Raw genomic sequence first — 18,242 nt, 5'->3', positions numbered from 1 at the left:
GGCGCTGAGGGGAAAGCGTTATTCCTGCTGCGGTGTCGGGAGTGGCTCTGGTTTGGTTCGCACCTGCTCTGCGACCGCTGCAATCCCCTGCGCGATGAGGACAAACGTGAAGGGGATAGCGCCTGCGATCGCGACCTGTTTATTCAAATCAACGTCGTTGAACATCACCAATGCCATGCTCATGGCAACCACAATCACAGACCAGCTGATTTTACTGCTGGTACGGGTGTCATCCGTCATCATGCCAGCCGCGTAAATGGCAGAATCCGAGCTGGAAATGACGAAAGTCAGCAACAAGACCAGTGCGGCAATCGACAGGATGTTACTAAAGGGCAGGTGTGCAAAAAACAGGAATAGCCCCTGCGTGTAATCCTGATTCACCGCTGCCATGATCTCCGGCAGATAATCACTTTCAAACACCGCACCGGCAAAGCCGGAAAACCACAGAATCGATGCCAGTGTTGGGATCATGATGGTACAGATCAGAAATTGCCGGACCGTTCTGCCCCGGCTGATTCTGGCAATAAAGGGTCCGACAAAAGGCGTCCAGGCAATCCACCAGACCAGATAAATGACCGTCCAGCCCTGGCTCCAGGTTTCACTGCCTTCAATCATCCCGAACGAGACGTCCGGCAGCAGTGTCACGTAGGCAGCAACCGAGCTAAACATTCGCGTGATCACGGCGCTGCCGTCAATATTGATGAATACGAACGTGAACAATGCCAGCATGAGCCAGACATTCAGGCTGCTGAGTCGCTGAATCCCTTTCTTTAATCCTAAAGCGCTGGACGCTGTAAAAAGCACACCAATGACAGCGGTCATGACCAGTCTGAATCCGGTCATTTCTCCTTCGATCTGGAATACCTGACGAACCCCCTGTTCCACCAACGCCATGGTGTTGGCCAGCACGCCTGCAATGCCGAACAGAATGGCAAGTACAGCGATCAAGTCCACCAGAGAGAACCATCCGGGGTTCCGGTTACCGATAAAGGAGGCACTGACACGCATGGGCCGTTTTTTTTCATAAGCAACCCAGGCCATGACTAATCCAGCCAATGCATACAGGCACCAGGCATGAACGCCCCAGTGAAAATAGGTCAGCGCCAGTGCGGTATCTTTGGGATCCATCCCGTCTGACTGCAGTGGCGGGTTGGCTAAATGAAAGACGGGCTCGGCAATCCCCCAGAAAATTAAACCCGAGCCCATGCCGGTGGTAAACAGCATCACCAGCCAGGGGATGAATCCAAATTCTGGCGCTTCGTCCCCTAAACGCTTTTTGCCGAAGGGGCTGACCACGATGGCTGCACAAATCAGCAGTGCCAGAGTGGATAATTGAATCACCTGATTGCCCAGTTGTTCGATCACAAACTGAGTAAAGGCAGCCAGTTGATAGACACTGATGGACGGAAAAAGAATAAATACGCCAGCAAGGATGGCAGATACCAGCATCAAGCGCTGGGTGTGAGTGGTCAATAATTGCATAGTTTGCTCTGTGGCGGCATGAGTTAGCGCGGTCATGAAAAACGATGCGTCAGAGCATTGCAAGCAGAAGGATGTGAAGAACACGAAAGTTTTTAAACAGCGCCCATTTTCAGGAAAAAGATAGCGATCATCTGGGTGGATTCATCCTGAGAACATCGTGAATACAGCCCAGAGCAACCCATGCTGACGCCGTGGATGTTGCGGTTGCCGAATCCATGATCATTGCAGCGATGATATGAATGCCTTCTGATGGGTCGCGATGGCCTGGTGAAAATCACAGCCTGAAAAGTCAGAATTACGGTCAATTATGTTGAAGTAACAGATTGATAATCATCAATTTATTGATTTTTTTGGTTTTAAATTTGTCGGCTTGATTGGTCGCCAGACAATGTCATCCGTTCTTTGTCTGATGGCTCAAGCATGCATGATCAAAAACAATCTGATACCCAACACGTGATTCATTACCACCCGACTCAATCCGATTCCATACAGCAGGCCCTTCAACAGTTCTGCGGATGGCTCAGCCATGAACAGGCACTGGAAACGGCGGGTGTCACACTCAGCTTTCTGCCGGAAACCGAAGTGAATGAGGTGCTGAAGAACCATTTGCACCAGCCACTGATGAAAGCATTGCTGTCCTGGAAGTCCATTGATGCCTGGCAGCACCGGGATAACCTGTCAGCGCAGCTGAGCCCGGAAGACGTTTTTTTCTTACTGGCCTGTTTCAATCCCGCGTTGAAAGCGCAGCTCTTTGACGCAGGTGACCGCATTCGACTGGCCGCACGCGCACTGAATTGCCCGCAGAAACTCAGCGTAAATGAGGCGGAAGTTTTCGGTGCTGCGGCGCTTTATCTGATTGGTTTTACTTATCCTGAATACGCTTACTTAGCTGCGGGTTATGTGGTCGCTGGCTGGGATGAAAGTTTTGCGCCCTCTGTGCTGAATTTGCCCGCTTTGCTGGTGGCTCATCATGGATTCAGTGCGTCGATGCTGAAGGCATTTTGTTACTGCGATAATGATATCGCCCGCGGCCGTATGTTTTCACAATGTGATTTGAAAGGGCCGTTCAACAACCTGATCCAGGTTGATTTTCGCCAGCATGTCAATCTGGTTCATGTGTGTCAGAAAGAGCCGGAGACCATTGACCAGTTACTAAGCCTGCTCGCGCAGCGTAGTGAAGCGCAACCTTATGTGTTTCCTGCCACCGATGAGCCGCACGAGATTCAATTCGCACGGCGGTTTGTTCTGTCGGTGATTCAGCCGGATGAACAGGGGACAGACAGGACAGACGCGGTATCTCTGGCGGGGCCATTCACCGAAACAATGTCTGTGGCAGCATTGACCGCCGAGGTGTCGTCAGTGATACCGGCTGAGTTTGACCGACGCTTTGCAGCGGTTGAAAAAGCTGATGACGATATTGTGGAAGAAGGTGAAGAATCTGATGATGAATACGAATTTGGTCAGAGTGTCGCTGCCTGGCAGGAATTCATCACTGGCGCACTCCCTCAGGGTGATGCCTTGTGGCGGTATGTGGAATTCGGAGAAGGCGAACTTGTTCAGGATGAAATCGAGCCCTGCGATATCCTGAACCGGGCGCGTGAAGGCCAGTACAGGCTGTATCAGCATTTGATCCGGTATGCGTTACGACGTGAGGAATTTGATCATTGCCTGTCAATGCATTTCATGTTCGGGTTAGGCCATGACTGGTTTTTGAGGGGCGCTGTGTCGGACGACGACATTGAGCTGAATCGCATGAAGGCCATTCGCTTGCTGGATGTCATTTACCAGTTGAAAAATGAGACGCCTTTCTCGGATGAAATGGTGTTTATTGTGCTGGGCAAAGTGCGGCTGATGCCACCAGAGCAGTTTTATACGCGATACGGGTGCAATTGGAAGTCTTACTTTTGGGGGGCATTCGACCTCTTCAAACAAATTTGGGGTGCATTAGATGGACCCTATTTCATTTGTGATGGGTTGCTTGAAGCGGACTGGGCACAGGCGAAGACATTTCTGCCTCAGTTGGTTCAGTTGCCTCAAAACAAGGCCGCAGGGATTGCGATGCTTGCCGGTGTGTATTCCTTACGGCGTGACCACAAGCACCATCCATTTTATGCACTGAGTCAACAGCTTCTGGAACAGTCCCTTGCCCAGGGGATGATTGCTCATTTGCGAGCCTGGTGCTTGAATGAAAGGGCATTGAGTGCGCTTGAAAGCTCAAGGAATCTCGATGATGGAAACGATCTGAAGCAATTTGAACGACCGATCACGGATGCACAGTCACAGGCGTTTGTCTTGCTTGAAGATTATCTGTGTATCCGGAACGAAATCTGTCGGGAGGATGCTGTTCAGGCGTTGAAGACGATTCTGGCACAAACAATCAGGACAGACATAGATTCACCCTGTCATGGTTATTTAGTGCTACAGCTGGGTGCAAAATGTTATCTGAGTGCGGCACATCACTTAGCACAAGATTCATCGAATCTCGGGGAAACCAGCCGGCGGTTCTTATCGCTCTGGATTGAAATTGCACCGGCACAAGTTGCGGATGTGGTTGCCGAGCAGTTCCATGTCGACATGGATGTGGTTGCAATTATTCTTCATTTACGGGCGATTGTCGGAGACGAAATTGGCGAACTTCAGGAAACTGCCGTGCTGATGACGACCCTGATACAGTCCGACGATGCTGCGGCAAAACCGATTCTTGCAAAGTATGGTGCTCGCTATGCCGCTGAAAAACAGGATCCGAATCGCGATCAGGTGATCCATTCTGTTGTCAGTTACCTGCAGAAAGAGGATCAGCAAAAGTTCTTTCAGATGCTGACCGAATTGTATCCGTCTCTTGCGTGGTACGAGTATTTTGATACCGCACTAATGGATGAGATTCGCGAGGAGATCAACCACAGGATATTATCGTTCCTGCTCGATCAGGAAGTCGAGATCCCGGATGACGAAGAAGAATTTATCAGCGTCAGGTCGGACGAAATCATGGCTTTCTTTTCCGGACAAACCCGTCTGGAAGCCGCCTTGGAAAAATTAAAGCTGTACCAGATTGCGTCTTTGAAGCAGCGTTTCGCTGAAGTCGAGCTGAGCACTGTGCTGTGGCATGCGAGTCAGCCATTGCGGGCGCGTGTCTTGCTGTTCAGTGCAGCACTGTCCGATCAAGCGTTACATGATTGCTATGACCCCAGCCAGATGAGTGAGAACGACTACGCGCAGCAGCTGCATGAAGCTGGCATTTCACTGGAAAGACTGCTCCCGTATTTGATTCGGTATGATTTATTTCATGGGATTCGTTATCTGGCGGAGCGCCATGACTTGTTCTGTGCGATTCAAGGACTCAGTGAGCACACTCAGCTGAAGCTACTGAAATCGTTGTCGGTCGTGGATGGCCAGATGTCACTGGTGGAGCGATTTTCGGATGATGATTCAGCGACAGTTCGTGATTTAGTCAGCCGGATTCGTGCGGGGCAATACCGTCGCCGGATATATGGCTCCCTGCTGGACAGGGTCGATGAAGGTATTTACAAGGCAGACGAAGCAAGAATCGAATCATTTCAGCGGGAAAATCCGGAAGCGAAAGTTGTTCCCGATATAACGGATTATTTAGTGCTGGACAGCAATACGCGAATCTCTGAACTGACCTTCGAAAAGATTCTCGGAATGAAAGTTGTTTATCACCCGGAAATGGACGGCCTGTCTTACCCGGATGAAATTGACGTGATTGTGAGAGTCACTCATCCGGAAGATCAGGGGCAGCCGGTTCAGGCCAATCATACTATTCAGCCCAATACCGAGTATTTCCTTGGCTGGTATCTGGGAATGACAGAACACTGTCGTCCTGGCCGGTATGACATTGAAGTCATGGATGATCAGCAACGGGTCCTGTGGCACAGAACTTACCATCTGTCCCTGTGGCCACGCGGGCAACGTAACCGACTCCCTGAACTTGATGCATTACTGGACAACGATGCTGTGCTGCGGGAAACGCTGCCACCTGTGTTGATGGGACAGGGAGAAATTACCGTTGTTGATCCGGCGCGTGAGAATGAAGACGTGGTTTTACCTTACTTGCTGGGGGATGCGCCCATTCCTGTCACTCTGTTCCGGGAACAGGCGTCGGTGATCGGTCTGGCGGTCGGGCAACTGGCCTCGGTGCAACAATGGCATCAAGGGTGTACGCCTGCTTATATGTGGCTGGAGCGTTTTCTGAAATCTAAAACGGTGCTTGTCGGAAACAAATCGACACTGGATCAAGTGCTGGCCGAACCCGACCAGAGCTGGCAACAGGTATCGAAAGCGGAACCTTACCGGGTCTATCAGCCTGAAGGTGAAACTCAGGAATCATCGGCGTTGATTGCACTTCATTTTCAGCGTCAGGGCTATCAAATCTTTTTCGGGTTTGATGCTCAGGAAGAGATGTGCTGTTACTTCATCATGAGCCGCCGATTGAGCCTGTGGGATCGATTGATTAGCTGGTTCACCCGAAAAGATGGACAACGTCGTCTCGAAGTTCGAGATAGACATGCAGATGCATAGAGAGATCGATACGTCAGGCCACGGCAAGGGCAGTGGCCTGCATGATCTCGTTGAATCTTGAAGACCTGACATGCTTTCGTGATTTCGGATGAACCCGGTTTTTTATCTTTGAGATATCAATATTCCTGCCTGAGAAACTCCGACAATAAAATACTTCGGGCAGTGTTCGGGGAAATCATGGGTTGAGTGTATTCATTCTGAAAAATTAAATTGATTGAATCAAAGTTGGATCCATCTCATAAAACAAATAATTCATTGCGAACCAGTAATTTTGACAGGGTGGATAGTAAAAATGACTGCTGTAACTTTCATAATCAAAGTTGTCTTAAAAAACAATGAGTAATACGATTACCTTCATTCACGAATCGTGAGATCACTTGGGTTTAAACAATATGAGTGCTTTATCATTTCAGGTTGTTCCTGGCCCGGTTAGAGCAGAATGAACGAATGGTTAAAACATTTCACAGTGCGGTTCAGACCAGCAAAGAAAATAAGCCGAAGATAAAAGACTTCGCTTCAGTTGAACGTGAGAAACCGAAAGAAATATCGATACCCGTTGCGGCACCACAGCCGGAAAAAACACATCGTTCCCCCGGTGTTCTTTTTTCGAATCAGGTGAAATCTGTGAATGGCGAGGTCGATATTCCGGCAGACTGGAAACATCAGGTTGATGCCGAGAAACAGCCTGATGTTGAGCTGTCGAGTAACGATTATCTGAAAGTCAGAACGTATTCAGAAGAGATCAACCTGGAAAGCGCAACGGCTCAGATTGAGTTCTGCAATCATTTGTCGCAGCGATTTCAGGAGATTCAGGGTGAATTGTCGGACTATGCCAAGCTGGGCAAAGTTGATCAACTGACTGATATGGGATCGTCGGTGATTGATATTGCGAAAAGTATTGATATTTCAATATTCAATCCCAGAAAAGTAACCAGCAAAATCGCAACACTGATGCGAACCAAGAAAGGGAAGATCGAATTTGTGAAGCATGAATTTGATTTTGCCTGTGATCAGATCGACGCAAAAATCGACTCTGTTTTTCAGGATCTGACTTCAATGAAGTCGACCCTAACTGACTTCGAAGTGCGTATGGCGTCTGTTCAGTCCATTTATCAGGAACTGGAATTAAGGGTGCTGGCCGCCAAAGTCAAACTGACCGTATTTCGGGAAGAAATCAGTCAGGCGCAATCGTCTCAATCTGCGTCGGATCCTTTTGCCGCCGATAAAGTGTCGAGCCAGAAAGAAGCCTTGTCGCGTTGGGAACGAAAAATCACGAATCTTCAGGTATTACGTCAGTCTTTGCTGATGACGTTACCGCAACTCAAGCTTTATTCATCGAATCTGGTGAATGGTTTCAGCCAGCTTGAGGAAATCCGTACGCACATTATTCAAGTGTGGAAACAGCAGTTTTTAACTGCCATTGCGCTTCATGAGAAAAGTGAAGTCTCTCTGTATTACGAACTCAACGATGTTCAGGAAAAATTATTCGCCAGTATCATGGAGCTGAATAAAAATGACGTTTAAACCTGTTTTTGTAAACACGGCCACCCCTGCACCTGGGGTTCAATCTACTGAAGTCGCACAACCTCCGGTTGCGCTTGAACAGGCAGTGATCCAGGCTGCAGTTGATCAGGCCATGGGGCAGTATCAGTCTGAGCTGGAGCAATGCCAGATTGATACAAAAGTACTCAGTACCACGCTGGTCAGCCAATTATCCCAAATGGATATTTACAGTCCGAATGGTGTTGCAACACTGGGCGATGCGTCTGCTCAGAAGATCAGCAGCTATTCGGATGACATGCTCAAGCATGTGAAGTGTAAAGATTTGGAGCACATGGCCGGTAACCTGACGGAAGTGATTGGCCTGGCAAAGGGCGTCAATATTGAAGCCCTGATGGGGGAGGACAATTTCTTCTCTAAACTGATCGCCAAGGTCAAGAACACCAAAGAGAAAATCCTGGCCCAGTTTAATTCGGTGAATACGCAGCTTGAGCGCCTGGTCAAAGAAATTGATAAGCAGCAATCGAGTTTGCGTGAACGTGCACATCAATTGGATAACGTCTTCATTCATAACATGAATGAGTATAAAGAACTGTCTTCCTGCATTGTGTTCGGTGAAGCCAAGCTGAGTCTGATCCAGCAGCGAATTGATAGCATGGCTGAAGAAGCGGCAGGCTCCCCGTATCTGGCGCAGCAGGTCAGTGATCTGAAGGACATTGCTGCCCGGGTTGAAAAGCGCGTGTATGACCTGAAGTCACTGCAAATGCTGGCCCTGCAAACCGCCCCGATGATCCGCATGGTGCAGACCAACAACCTGACGCTGGTTGAGAAATTCGACAACATCAAAACGCTGACGATTCCGGCATGGAAAAAGCAGTTTACGCTGGCGATTTCGATGCTGGAGCAGAAAAAAGCTGTCCAGCTCAGCAACAAAATTGACGATACCACCAATGATCTGATTCGTAAAAATGCCGACATGCTGCGCCAGAACACGCTGGATGTTGCGCGAAGCAATCAGCGTTCCGTTGTGGATATCGAAACCCTTGAACATGTCCAGACCACACTGATCAGCACGCTGCAGGATGTGGTCACCATTGAGCAGGAAGGCGCCAGACAACGTCAGGCCGCCAGCCAGAAAATGGAATCCATGAAAACAGAATTACTGTCTGTTCTGTCTAATTAAATCATCAGTAGAGAAACGTTATGGCTATTAATCTAGAAAAAGGCAACTCCATCAACCTGCAAAAAACAGAACCAGGTCTGGTTAATCTTCGTCTGGGCTTGGGTTGGGATCCTGTGACCCATACCTCACCGTTTGATATCGACGCATCTGCTTTTGTTTGCCGTCATAATGCGCAGGGTGAGCCAAAACTGCTGTCTGATGGTCACTTTATTTTTTATAACAACCTGAAATGCCCGCAGGGTGCTGTTGTTCACACCGGTGATAACCGTACCGGTAATGGCGATGGTGATGACGAAAGCATCAAAATCAACCTGACCAGCATGTCTCCGGATGCAGACGAGATTTCTCTGATTGTTACGATCCACGATGCCCCTGCGCGTAATCATAACTTCGGTCTGGTGAAAAACAGCTATATCAAGCTGTATAACGAAGATTCAGGTCAGTTGATTGCACAGTTCAATCTGGGCAATGAATTCCAAAGTGAAACTTCGGTACAGTTCGGCTCTCTGTTTAAAGAGAACGGTCAGTGGAACTTCAAAGCCGTGGGCGCTGGCTATCAGCTGGGTCTGGTTGACTTTGTGAACGGTTACCAATAATTCACGGACCTGGAAGAAGTAGTTATGGCGATTAATCTAGAAAAGAACAGCACGATTTCACTGACCAAATCGGCGTCGGTTGAATTGAAAAAACTGACATTGGGACTGGGCTGGAGCCCAATCCGTTCAACCGGTTTCTTTGGCGCAATTTTCGGTTCGGGAGATATCGATCTGGACGCCTCCTGCGTCCTGCTGGATGACACCGGTGAAGTCCTGGATACCGTGTATTTCCAACAGCTGAAATCAAAATGTAAAAGCGTTCATCATCAGGGTGATAACCGGACCGGTGAAGGTGATGGCGACGATGAGCAGATTAAGATCAATCTGGAAAAATTGCCGAATAATGTGGCTTATATGGCACTGACGGTGAACAGCTTCCGTGGCCAGCCATTCAGTAAAGTTGATAATGCGTACTGCCGTGTGATGGATCAAACCCAGACAGAAGTGTGTCGTTTCACACTGTCTGAGCAGGGTAATCATACCGGCATTTTCATTGCGATGCTGTCTCGTCAGGGTTCTGAATGGCACTTCTCTGCTAAAGGGGCACCGGTTCAGGGCACGCATGTGAACGAGATGATCTCGACCATTAAAGCCTCGTTGTAACCGACGAATTGCTGAACTCTTTGATGAAAAGCCATGATGGATGTCATGGCTTTTTTCTTCATGATGATCACAGCCTTTCTGGATTGTATAAAGCATTTTCCAGTGAAAGCATAAAGGCTGAATGTAGAAACCTATCTGTCTTTACTTGGCTGTAAAGGTTTTGTGTTGGGCGCATGGCAGCCCGATATTGGAGAATGCATTACGACATGGGGGCAGCTGCTTGTTTCATGCCTGAGGGGAACGTAAGTGGCGGCCGTGCAGAGAATTGAATCCGGATAGCACGTCATATTTCGATACAGCTTGATTCTGTAATGGAATAAAATGGGGTCAAACTGTGCATTCACTTCAAATATTGCAAGCTGACATTTAAATAAGTGGATCGATGCATAAGCTTTTTGCTCAAATTGAGTCACTTTTGGGTTTATTACTGCTGCCCGGCGTGCCGCTTTTCTGATATGAAGGCTCGCAGACAGCAGTGATAATGCAGGCCATTTTCATGAATTTCTAATTTAAGTCTTTACGGCGTCAGGGTCTAACAACAATGAAAAAGATCATCGTTATGGTCGTGTGTGCGATGTTTGCGATCGCTGCGATTGCAAGTATCACCTCCACGTCCTATATCTCCCATCAGGAAATCGACAGTATCATTCTGAAGCGGTCGCAGGCTCAGGCTGAACTCTTAGCAAAACATGTTGAGTATGTGCTGGAATCTTCCGATCAGCCCTTGGCCGATTTACAGACTTTTGTCACGACGCTGAAGCAGCGCAGTGACATCAGCTATGCGGTAGTGATTGATAAAAACATCACCGCTGTTGCCCACAGTGATCGGCAAAAGCTTCAGAAAGTATACGATGATCAATACACGAGAGAAGCTGCGGGTGAAGGGAAGCCAAAGCATTCCAAATGGTATGCTGATGTACAGAAAGTCTGGGTCTATGACATCATGATGCCTGTCTATGTGGGCGGCCAGCTGTATGGCTCATTTGATGTCGGGATACCTATCACCGAAGTGGACAACGCTGCGAAAGAAATTGTGACCACGCAGTTGCTGGCGATTGTGTTGATTTTCCTGCTTTGCGCCATTGTGTTGATGTGGGTGATGAGCCGCTTGTTCCAACCTCTGACCGGTTTGCAGCAGGCGCTGGAAGATATCTCCAGAGGCGATGGTAACCTGACGGTTCGCCTGCCAGTGAAAGGGGATGATGAAATTGCCCGTATTTCGACGGCCTTCAATACCTTTGTGGGCAAGATCAACGGAATCATTGTTGAGGTTGTGAATACCGGAGTTGGCCTGGGTCGCACCGCGACTTCGCTGCGTGAACAATCTGTGCACGCCCTTTCCCGTGGACAGGAGCAAAGTGAACAAACGCTGCTGGTGGTCACGTCCATGAACGAAATGATCGCCACCATCAACGAGATTTCGAACAATGCAGCCGGTGCGGCTGAATCTGCGGGTACAGCAAACAGTGAAACCCAGGCGGGCCGTCATACGCTCCAGGCGGCGACCAGCACCATCAATCATCTGGCTGATGAAATGAATAACATGTCTGTGGTTGTGGCTACACTGGCAGACAAAACCCAGTCGATTGGCTCCATTCTGGAGGTGATTCGCGGTATTTCCGAACAGACCAACCTGCTGGCGCTGAATGCTGCCATTGAAGCGGCACGGGCTGGTGAAGCCGGACGTGGTTTTGCCGTCGTTGCGGATGAAGTTCGGAATCTGGCAACGAAAACGTCGAAATCGACCGATGAAATTCAGACCATGATTGACCAGCTGCAGCGGGAAGCAAAGAATGCGGTTGATGCCATGGAAAGCAGCCGCTCACTGACAGAGGAAGGCACCAAAGCCACTGAAAATGCGCGGAATGCACTGGAAGAAATTTCCCGTCAGGTGGTGTCGATTCTGGATATGAACACGCAGGTGGCGACAGCAACCGAGCAGCAATCCAGCGTGGCGAATGAAATCAACCTGAACATGGATACGGTGAATCAGGCCGTTCAGGCGGGTCTGGACGCCAGCACCGAACTGGAAAAATCCAGTCAGGAACTGGCTGAACTGGCACAGACACTGGATCGTCTGGTCGGCGCGTTTAAACTCGCGAAGTAAGCTTGAACAATCAGCCGCTGGCTACCCAGCGGCTGCTGAATCGCTCATGGTGTGGGAGATTCAGCAAGACACTCCCGAATGTAGTCAATAAAACAGCGCGTTTTCGCAGGCAATAGCCGTGTTTCGGTTAACGCGTAAATTGAGGTCTCTGTTCCCTGCCACTCGGGCAGAATGCGTTGTAACTGTCCCGCCTGTAACGCTTCAATCACAATTTCTTCCGGCATCAGCACGATGCCCAGATCTAAGGTTGCTAACCTTCGGATCATCCCCATGTTATTCAGCGTAAACTGGCTTGATACGGCAATTTCCTGAGTCTGTGAGCCGTCATTCAGACACCACCGGCTGGTATTCCGGATATGCAGGCACTGATGCTGTGTAAGCTCATCAGGGGAGTTCGGTGCCGGATAACGGGCGAGATAGCCGGGCGATGCATAGAGCTGTGTTTTCAGGCTGGCGAGTTTTCTGGCGATTAAATTGGAGCTCTCCTGCTCGCCGATTCGAATGGCGACATCAACGTGTTCCGTAATCATGTCCACTTTGCGCGGCGTGAGATCAAAATCAAATGTTATCTCCGGATAGCGACGCATGAATTCAGGCATCAGCGGTGCCAGAAACGTGAGCGCGAAGTCGACAGGCAGGGAAGCGCGGATCAGCCCGCTGGGCTGTTCAAGCATATCGCCTAATTGCTCATGAGCCAGCTTGGCATCTTCAACAATCCGCTTGCAGCGCTCGTAGTAGAGTTGCCCTGCTTCCGTCAATTCCAGCTTTCGGGTGGTCCGGTGCATCAGACGTAATCCGATTTCTTTTTCCAGCACGCTGATGCGCCGTGACAAGGTGGAATTCGGCACACCTGTGATTTCGGCAGCTTTGCGAAAACTCATCACATTGGCGACTTCAACAAATAACGCCATGTCATTCAGTAGGCCTGTCATGATTGCTCCATTAATGGCTTAATGATTTCCATTTAATCATATTTATTCCAAATGTGAATTGATTCATGATGACCCTATCAACATTGAGTGAGCCGAGACGTAGGAGTGAAGCATGAGTCAGTTATTTGCACCGGTCAAACTAGGCCAAATGAAATTATCTAACCGTCTGGTGATGGCACCGATGACCCGATCCAGAGCGAATTTTGACGGCACGCCTGGCCCACAGACGGCGGAATATTATACGCAGCGTGCCAGCATTGGCCTGATTGTCAGTGAAGGTGTTCAGCCATCGGAAGATGGACAGGGTTATCTGGCAACGCCGGGTATCCACACCGATGCACAAGTTGAGGCATGGAAGTCGGTGACTGCTGCGATTCATGCCAAGGGCGGCCATATTTTCTTTCAATTGATGCATGCTGGCCGGATGTCGCATCCGGACAACACCCCCCATCATCGTCAGGGCGTCGCGCCTTCAGCAATTTCGCCGCAAACCAAAATGTTTACCCTGAGCGGTATGCAGGATATTCCGGTGCCCCGGGCACTGACGACGGCAGAGATTCAGCAAACCGTCGATGATTTTCGGGTCGCCGCAAGACGAGCCATTGAAGCAGGCGCAGATGGCATCGAAATTCATGGTGCCAACGCTTATCTGGTGCAGCAGTTTTTTGCGCCCAGCGCCAACACTCGAACAGATGAATACGGTGGTTCCATTGAAAATCGTGCACGGTTTGCGATTGAAGTTGCGACAGCGATTGCAGATGAAATCGGGGCCGATAAAACAGCGATTCGCTTGTCGCCGGGCACGGCAATCTGGGGCATTGATGAAGGTGCCGAAGGGCCAGCGTTGTATCGTTATCTGGTGGCGGAGCTGAACAAGCTGGGGCTGGCTTACCTGCACATCATGCATCAGGGCAATGAAGAACTGTTGCGTGACATCCGGGAGATCTGGCAGCACACGCTGATTCTGAACCGTCCGGGACGTCCGCGGGTGTCCATTGGCAATGACCTGAAGGCTGGCCTGGCGGATCTGGAATCTTACGGCGTGATGGTACTGGCCAATCCCGATTTTGTGGCGCGGCTTGAGGCGGGTGCACCGCTGAATGAGGCGGATCCATCCTCCTATTACGGCGGTAGTGAACAAGGCTATACCGATTATCCCGTTCTGCAGCCTTAAACCGATCTGAATTCAGGGTGCAGCGTGGGATGTAACCACGTTGTCGATCCGAGATTTGAAGCATTAGCCATACTTTCGTCGGGGACGCAGTCCGTTCCTGATGGGGGAACCCAGTGGTTGAAACAGGAGAAAGACGATGTCATATGAAAAATTTACTGCCAGCAATGCCGTGCTGTTGTTGATTGACCATCAGGTCGGCACAATGAGTTGGGTGAAATCCATTGATTTCGAAGAAATGAAGCGAAATGCCCTGATGCTGGCAGAATCAGCAAAGATTCTGAACATGCCAGTGGTCTTAACTTCCAGCATGGAAGAACATGCTCAGGGCCCTTTACTGAGTGAACTGGAAACACTGCTTCCTGCTGAATTCAATGCCCGTATCAAGCGTCTGGGGATTGTGAATGCGATGGATGACGAAAATTTTGCCGCTGCAGTGCATGCCAGCGGGCGGAAGAAAATCATCATCGCAGGCGTGACGAATGATGTCTGCACCGTCTATCCGGCTTTGAGTCTGGTTCGTGATGGGTTCGAGGTGCAGGTCGTCGCCGATGCGGGCGGTTCACCCAGTAAAATGGCAGATGAGATGGCGCTGCGCCGGATGGAGACAAACGGCGTTACGCTGACCAGTACCAACCAGTTGATCGCAGAACTGGCAGGCAGCTGGGCAACACCTGAAGGGACACAATTAGTTCAGGTGATGCTGAAGTCCCTGCAAGGGGCATAGAAGCGCATTTTTTCACAGCCAGACATTGAGATTGATTTGAAAAGCAGAGGCCGAACAGGCTTCTGCTTTTTTCTGTCATTCGCTCCATTCATTGTATTCCCTCCGAGACTCAGATCACTTTTTTTATTCCTCTTACTGATAGATCGCACGATCCTAATCACAGTTCAACTTTTCACCTGCTGCAAAGAAATCTCAGTGAATTAGAATTCATCGAAACGTTTCGATAAGTTTTCCCCAACCATAAAAAAGACAGGAAACAGAAAATGCATCACTGCCCGTTTCGGGGAGAGAAACCGACATTTTGACGACGTTAGACATTTTTCCCGGCTGTTTCATCTGGCGCAGCCGGGATGATTCAATCAAGGTTTGATCAAGGTCCGACCCAAAGACCGAACAAGGTATTGAAGCATGAAAAAAAGTACCCTCCTGCACGCTGAGTTGTCCTATCTGGTGGCGACGCTGGGGCACACCGATGAAGTGACGATTTGTGATGCCGGATTGCCGGTGCCGGATCAGGTGCAGCGAATCGATTTGGCATTGACCCATGGCGTGCCGGGTTTCATTGAGACTGTCCGCACGCTGTTGTCTGAATCGCAGATTGAAGGCGTGGTGATGGCAGAGGAGTTTCAGCAGGTGAGCCCGGCGCTTCATCAGTCGCTGATGGGATTGCTTCAGGCGGAACAGGCACGCACTGGCCGCGAGATTTCTGTGACTTACCTGTCTCACGAATTGTTCAAGCAGCGGACGCACAACAGCCGGGCCGTGGTCCGGACGGGAGAATGCACCCCGTATGCGAACGTGATTTTTCAGGCTGGTGTGGTGTTCTGACCCCTGCAACCAAACCATTGAGGACGGCGTATGACGCAAGCCATTTTACAGCTCAGTGAAATCGAAAAAGCCTTTCCGGGCGTGAAGGCACTGGATAAAGCCAGCCTGAATGTCTATCCGGGACGGGTGATGGCATTGATGGGAGAAAACGGTGCCGGAAAATCAACGCTGATGAAAGTCCTGACCGGGATCTACAGCAAAGACGCGGGTACGATTCACTATCAGGGTCAAACGGCCGCGTTCAAAGGGCCACGGGATTCCCAGCAGGCGGGGATCAGTATTATTCATCAGGAACTGAATCTGATCCCTGAACTGACGATTGCTGAGAATATTTTTCTCGGCCGTGAATTCACGGGGCCGTTGGGCCGGATTCAGTGGGACCGGATGTACGCAGAGGCAGACCGGCTGTTGGCTCGGCTGAATGTGAAACACAGCTCGAAAACTTTACTGGGCGACCTGAGTCTGGGTGAGCAGCAGATGGTTGAGATTGCCAAGGCGCTGTCGTTCGAGTCGAAAGTCATCATTATGGATGAGCCGACCGATGCGCTGACGGATACTGAAACTGCCTCGCTGTTCACGGTGATCCATGAACTGCGCGCGCAAGGCTGCGGCATTGTATATATCTCGCACCGCCTGAAAGAAATCTTCGAGATCTGCGACGACATCACCGTCCTGCGGGACGGCAAATTCATTGGGGAATGTCAGGTGGCCGACACCAACGAAGACGGCCTGATTGAAATGATGGTCGGCCGAAAACTGGAAGAGCAGTATCCGCGCATTGCGGTTCAGCATGGCGAAACCTGCCTTGAAGTCATCGGCCTGACCGGCTCCGGCGTCCACGAGGTGAGTTTTACCCTCAAACGCGGGGAGATTCTGGGCATTTCAGGTCTGATGGGCGCAGGCCGGACAGAACTGATGAAGGTGATTTACGGCGCTTTGCCAAGCGAGCGGGGCGTGATCAACCTGAACGGCAAAACCATCAATCCGGTCAGCCCGCAAGACGGACTGGCCAATGGCATCGCTTATATTTCAGAAGATCGCAAAGGCGATGGCCTGGTTCTGGGCTTGTCGGTGAAAGAGAACATGTCCCTGTGCGCGCTGGCACAACTGAGCCGAGGCATTCAGATTCAGCATGGCGATGAAGCCATCGCTGTGGAGGATTTTATCCGCCTGTTCAACATCAAAACGCCGGGCCGGGATCAGATCATCGGCAATCTGTCGGGCGGGAATCAACAGAAAGTGGCGATTGCCAAAGGTCTGATGACCCGGCCAAAAGTCCTGATTCTGGATGAGCCGACACGAGGCGTCGATGTTGGCGCTAAAAAAGAAATCTATCAGCTGATCAATCAATTCAAAGCCGAAGGCATGAGCATCATTCTGGTGTCTTCCGAAATGCCGGAAGTTCTTGGCATGAGTGACCGGATTCTGGTGATGCATGAAGGCCGGATCAGCGGCGAATTTGATGCAAAAGATGCCGATCAGGAAAAATTGCTGGCCTGTGCTGTCGGCAAAATGATTAACGGGGAAGCAGCATGAGTACCAAAACCTTGAGTCAACCGACCGAAGCCCGCGAGAAAAAGTGGTTCAGTAAAGCCTGGCTGATTGAGCAGAAATCGCTGATTGCCCTGCTGTTACTGATTGCTGTGGTGTCCTTTCTGAATCCGAACTTTTTCACCGCGGATAACATTCTCAATATTCTGCGTCAGACCTCGGTCAACGCCATCATTGCCGTGGGGATGACACTGGTCATTCTGACCGCGGGGATCGACCTGAGCGTCGGCTCGGTGCTGGCGTTATGCGGCGCGTTTGCCGCCAGCTTGATTGCGATGGAAGTGCCGGTTCTGATTGCCGTGCCGACAGCGCTGCTCGCCGGGGCTGCATTGGGTGCAGTCAGCGGGGTCATCATTGCCAAGGGCAAAGTGCAGGCTTTTATTGCCACCTTGGTCACCATGACGCTGCTGCGCGGTGTCACCATGGTGTACACCGACGGTCGTCCGATTTCGACTGGTTTTACCGATACGGCTGATGCTTTTGCTTGGTTTGGCACCGGCTATGCGCTGGGGATTCCTGTGCCGGTCTGGTTGATGGTGGTGGTATTTGCGGCGGTCTGGTATCTGCTCAATCACACCCGCTTTGGCCGCTATGTGTATGCGCTCGGCGGGAATGAGTCGGCGACCCGTTTGTCCGGTATCAATGTGGATCGGGTGAAGATCGGTGTGTACGCGATCTGTGGTCTGCTGGCCGCACTGGCGGGCATCATTGTCACCTCGCGTCTGTCTTCGGCGCAGCCGACGGCGGGCATGGGATACGAACTCGACGCCATTGCGGCTGTGGTGCTGGGCGGCACCAGCCTGATGGGCGGTAAAGGCCGGATTATGGGCACCCTGATTGGTGCGCTGATCATCGGCTTCCTGAATAACGCCCTGAACCTGCTCGATGTCTCTTCTTACTACCAGATGATTGCCAAAGCAGTTGTGATTTTGCTGGCCGTGCTGGTGGACAATAAAAACAAGTAAATCCTCTGGATTTATCCATGAAAAGAGAGCCGGATGACGTGTACCGGCTCCCCCTACACAA

13 protein-coding genes are annotated in these 18,242 nt (G+C 50.4%); 11 read left to right on the top strand and 2 right to left on the bottom strand.

What is annotated here, in order from left to right; all coding sequences use genetic code 11:
- Positions 1-18: 18 nt before the first annotated feature.
- Positions 19-1,482, bottom strand: coding sequence for a BCCT family transporter (locus tag KDD30_RS23385; RefSeq protein ID WP_211650954.1), 1,464 nt, complete (start codon positions 1,480-1,482; stop codon positions 19-21).
- A 420-nt stretch (positions 1,483-1,902) separates the two neighbouring features.
- Between KDD30_RS23385 and KDD30_RS23380 the strand changes: the two genes are divergently transcribed.
- From KDD30_RS23380 to KDD30_RS23355, 6 genes are all read left to right on the top strand, one after another.
- A complete protein-coding gene (locus KDD30_RS23380) occupies positions 1,903-6,018 on the top strand; it encodes a hypothetical protein (RefSeq protein WP_211650953.1) in 4,116 nt (1,371 codons plus the stop codon).
- Between the two features lie 447 nt (positions 6,019-6,465).
- Entirely contained in the window at positions 6,466-7,542 is a 1,077-nt protein-coding gene (locus KDD30_RS23375) for a toxic anion resistance protein (RefSeq protein WP_211650952.1), read from the top strand.
- A complete protein-coding gene (locus tag KDD30_RS23370; RefSeq protein ID WP_211650951.1) occupies positions 7,532-8,701 on the top strand; it encodes a toxic anion resistance protein in 1,170 nt (389 codons plus the stop codon). The genes KDD30_RS23375 and KDD30_RS23370 overlap by 11 nt, the downstream gene beginning before the upstream one ends.
- Before the next feature lie 20 nt (positions 8,702-8,721).
- Positions 8,722-9,297: a TerD family protein gene (locus KDD30_RS23365; protein WP_211650950.1), complete on the top strand. Its 576-nt coding sequence runs from the start codon at positions 8,722-8,724 to the stop codon at positions 9,295-9,297.
- 24 nt (positions 9,298-9,321) lie between these two features.
- Entirely contained in the window at positions 9,322-9,900 is a 579-nt protein-coding gene (locus KDD30_RS23360) for a TerD family protein (RefSeq protein WP_211650949.1), read from the top strand.
- 541 nt (positions 9,901-10,441) lie between these two features.
- Complete coding sequence (locus KDD30_RS23355; protein WP_211650948.1) at positions 10,442-12,007, top strand: methyl-accepting chemotaxis protein; 1,566 nt, start codon at positions 10,442-10,444, stop codon at positions 12,005-12,007.
- A 44-nt stretch (positions 12,008-12,051) separates the two neighbouring features.
- On the opposite strand, the gene KDD30_RS23350 is transcribed toward KDD30_RS23355, so the two are convergent.
- A complete protein-coding gene (locus tag KDD30_RS23350; RefSeq protein WP_249199382.1) occupies positions 12,052-12,939 on the bottom strand; it encodes a LysR family transcriptional regulator in 888 nt (295 codons plus the stop codon).
- Positions 12,940-13,051: 112 nt separating this feature from the next.
- On the opposite strand from KDD30_RS23350, the gene KDD30_RS23345 reads away from it, so the two are divergent.
- The 5 genes from KDD30_RS23345 (at position 13,052) to rbsC (ending at position 18,181) form a co-directional block, all read left to right on the top strand.
- A complete protein-coding gene (locus tag KDD30_RS23345) occupies positions 13,052-14,113 on the top strand; it encodes an alkene reductase (protein WP_211650947.1) in 1,062 nt (353 codons plus the stop codon).
- 136 nt (positions 14,114-14,249) lie between these two features.
- Positions 14,250-14,837, top strand: coding sequence for an isochorismatase family protein (locus KDD30_RS23340; protein WP_211650946.1), 588 nt, complete (start codon positions 14,250-14,252; stop codon positions 14,835-14,837).
- Between the two features lie 408 nt (positions 14,838-15,245).
- Positions 15,246-15,665, top strand: a complete 420-nt coding sequence (rbsD, locus tag KDD30_RS23335; protein ID WP_211650945.1) for a D-ribose pyranase — start codon at positions 15,246-15,248, stop codon at positions 15,663-15,665.
- A 30-nt stretch (positions 15,666-15,695) separates the two neighbouring features.
- Positions 15,696-17,201 (top strand): ribose ABC transporter ATP-binding protein RbsA, encoded by a 1,506-nt coding sequence (gene rbsA, locus KDD30_RS23330; protein ID WP_211650944.1) that lies wholly within the window; start codon positions 15,696-15,698, stop codon positions 17,199-17,201.
- A complete protein-coding gene (rbsC, locus tag KDD30_RS23325; RefSeq protein WP_211650943.1) occupies positions 17,198-18,181 on the top strand; it encodes a ribose ABC transporter permease in 984 nt (327 codons plus the stop codon). Before rbsA ends, rbsC begins: the two co-directional genes overlap by 4 nt.
- Positions 18,182-18,242 lie beyond the last annotated feature (61 nt).

This window comes from Photobacterium sp. GJ3, from assembly GCF_018199995.1.
Taxonomy (GTDB): Bacteria; Pseudomonadota; Gammaproteobacteria; order Enterobacterales; family Vibrionaceae; genus Photobacterium.
Note: the sequence above shows the minus strand (reverse complement) of the source record. Positions and strands in the feature narration are given on the sequence as shown.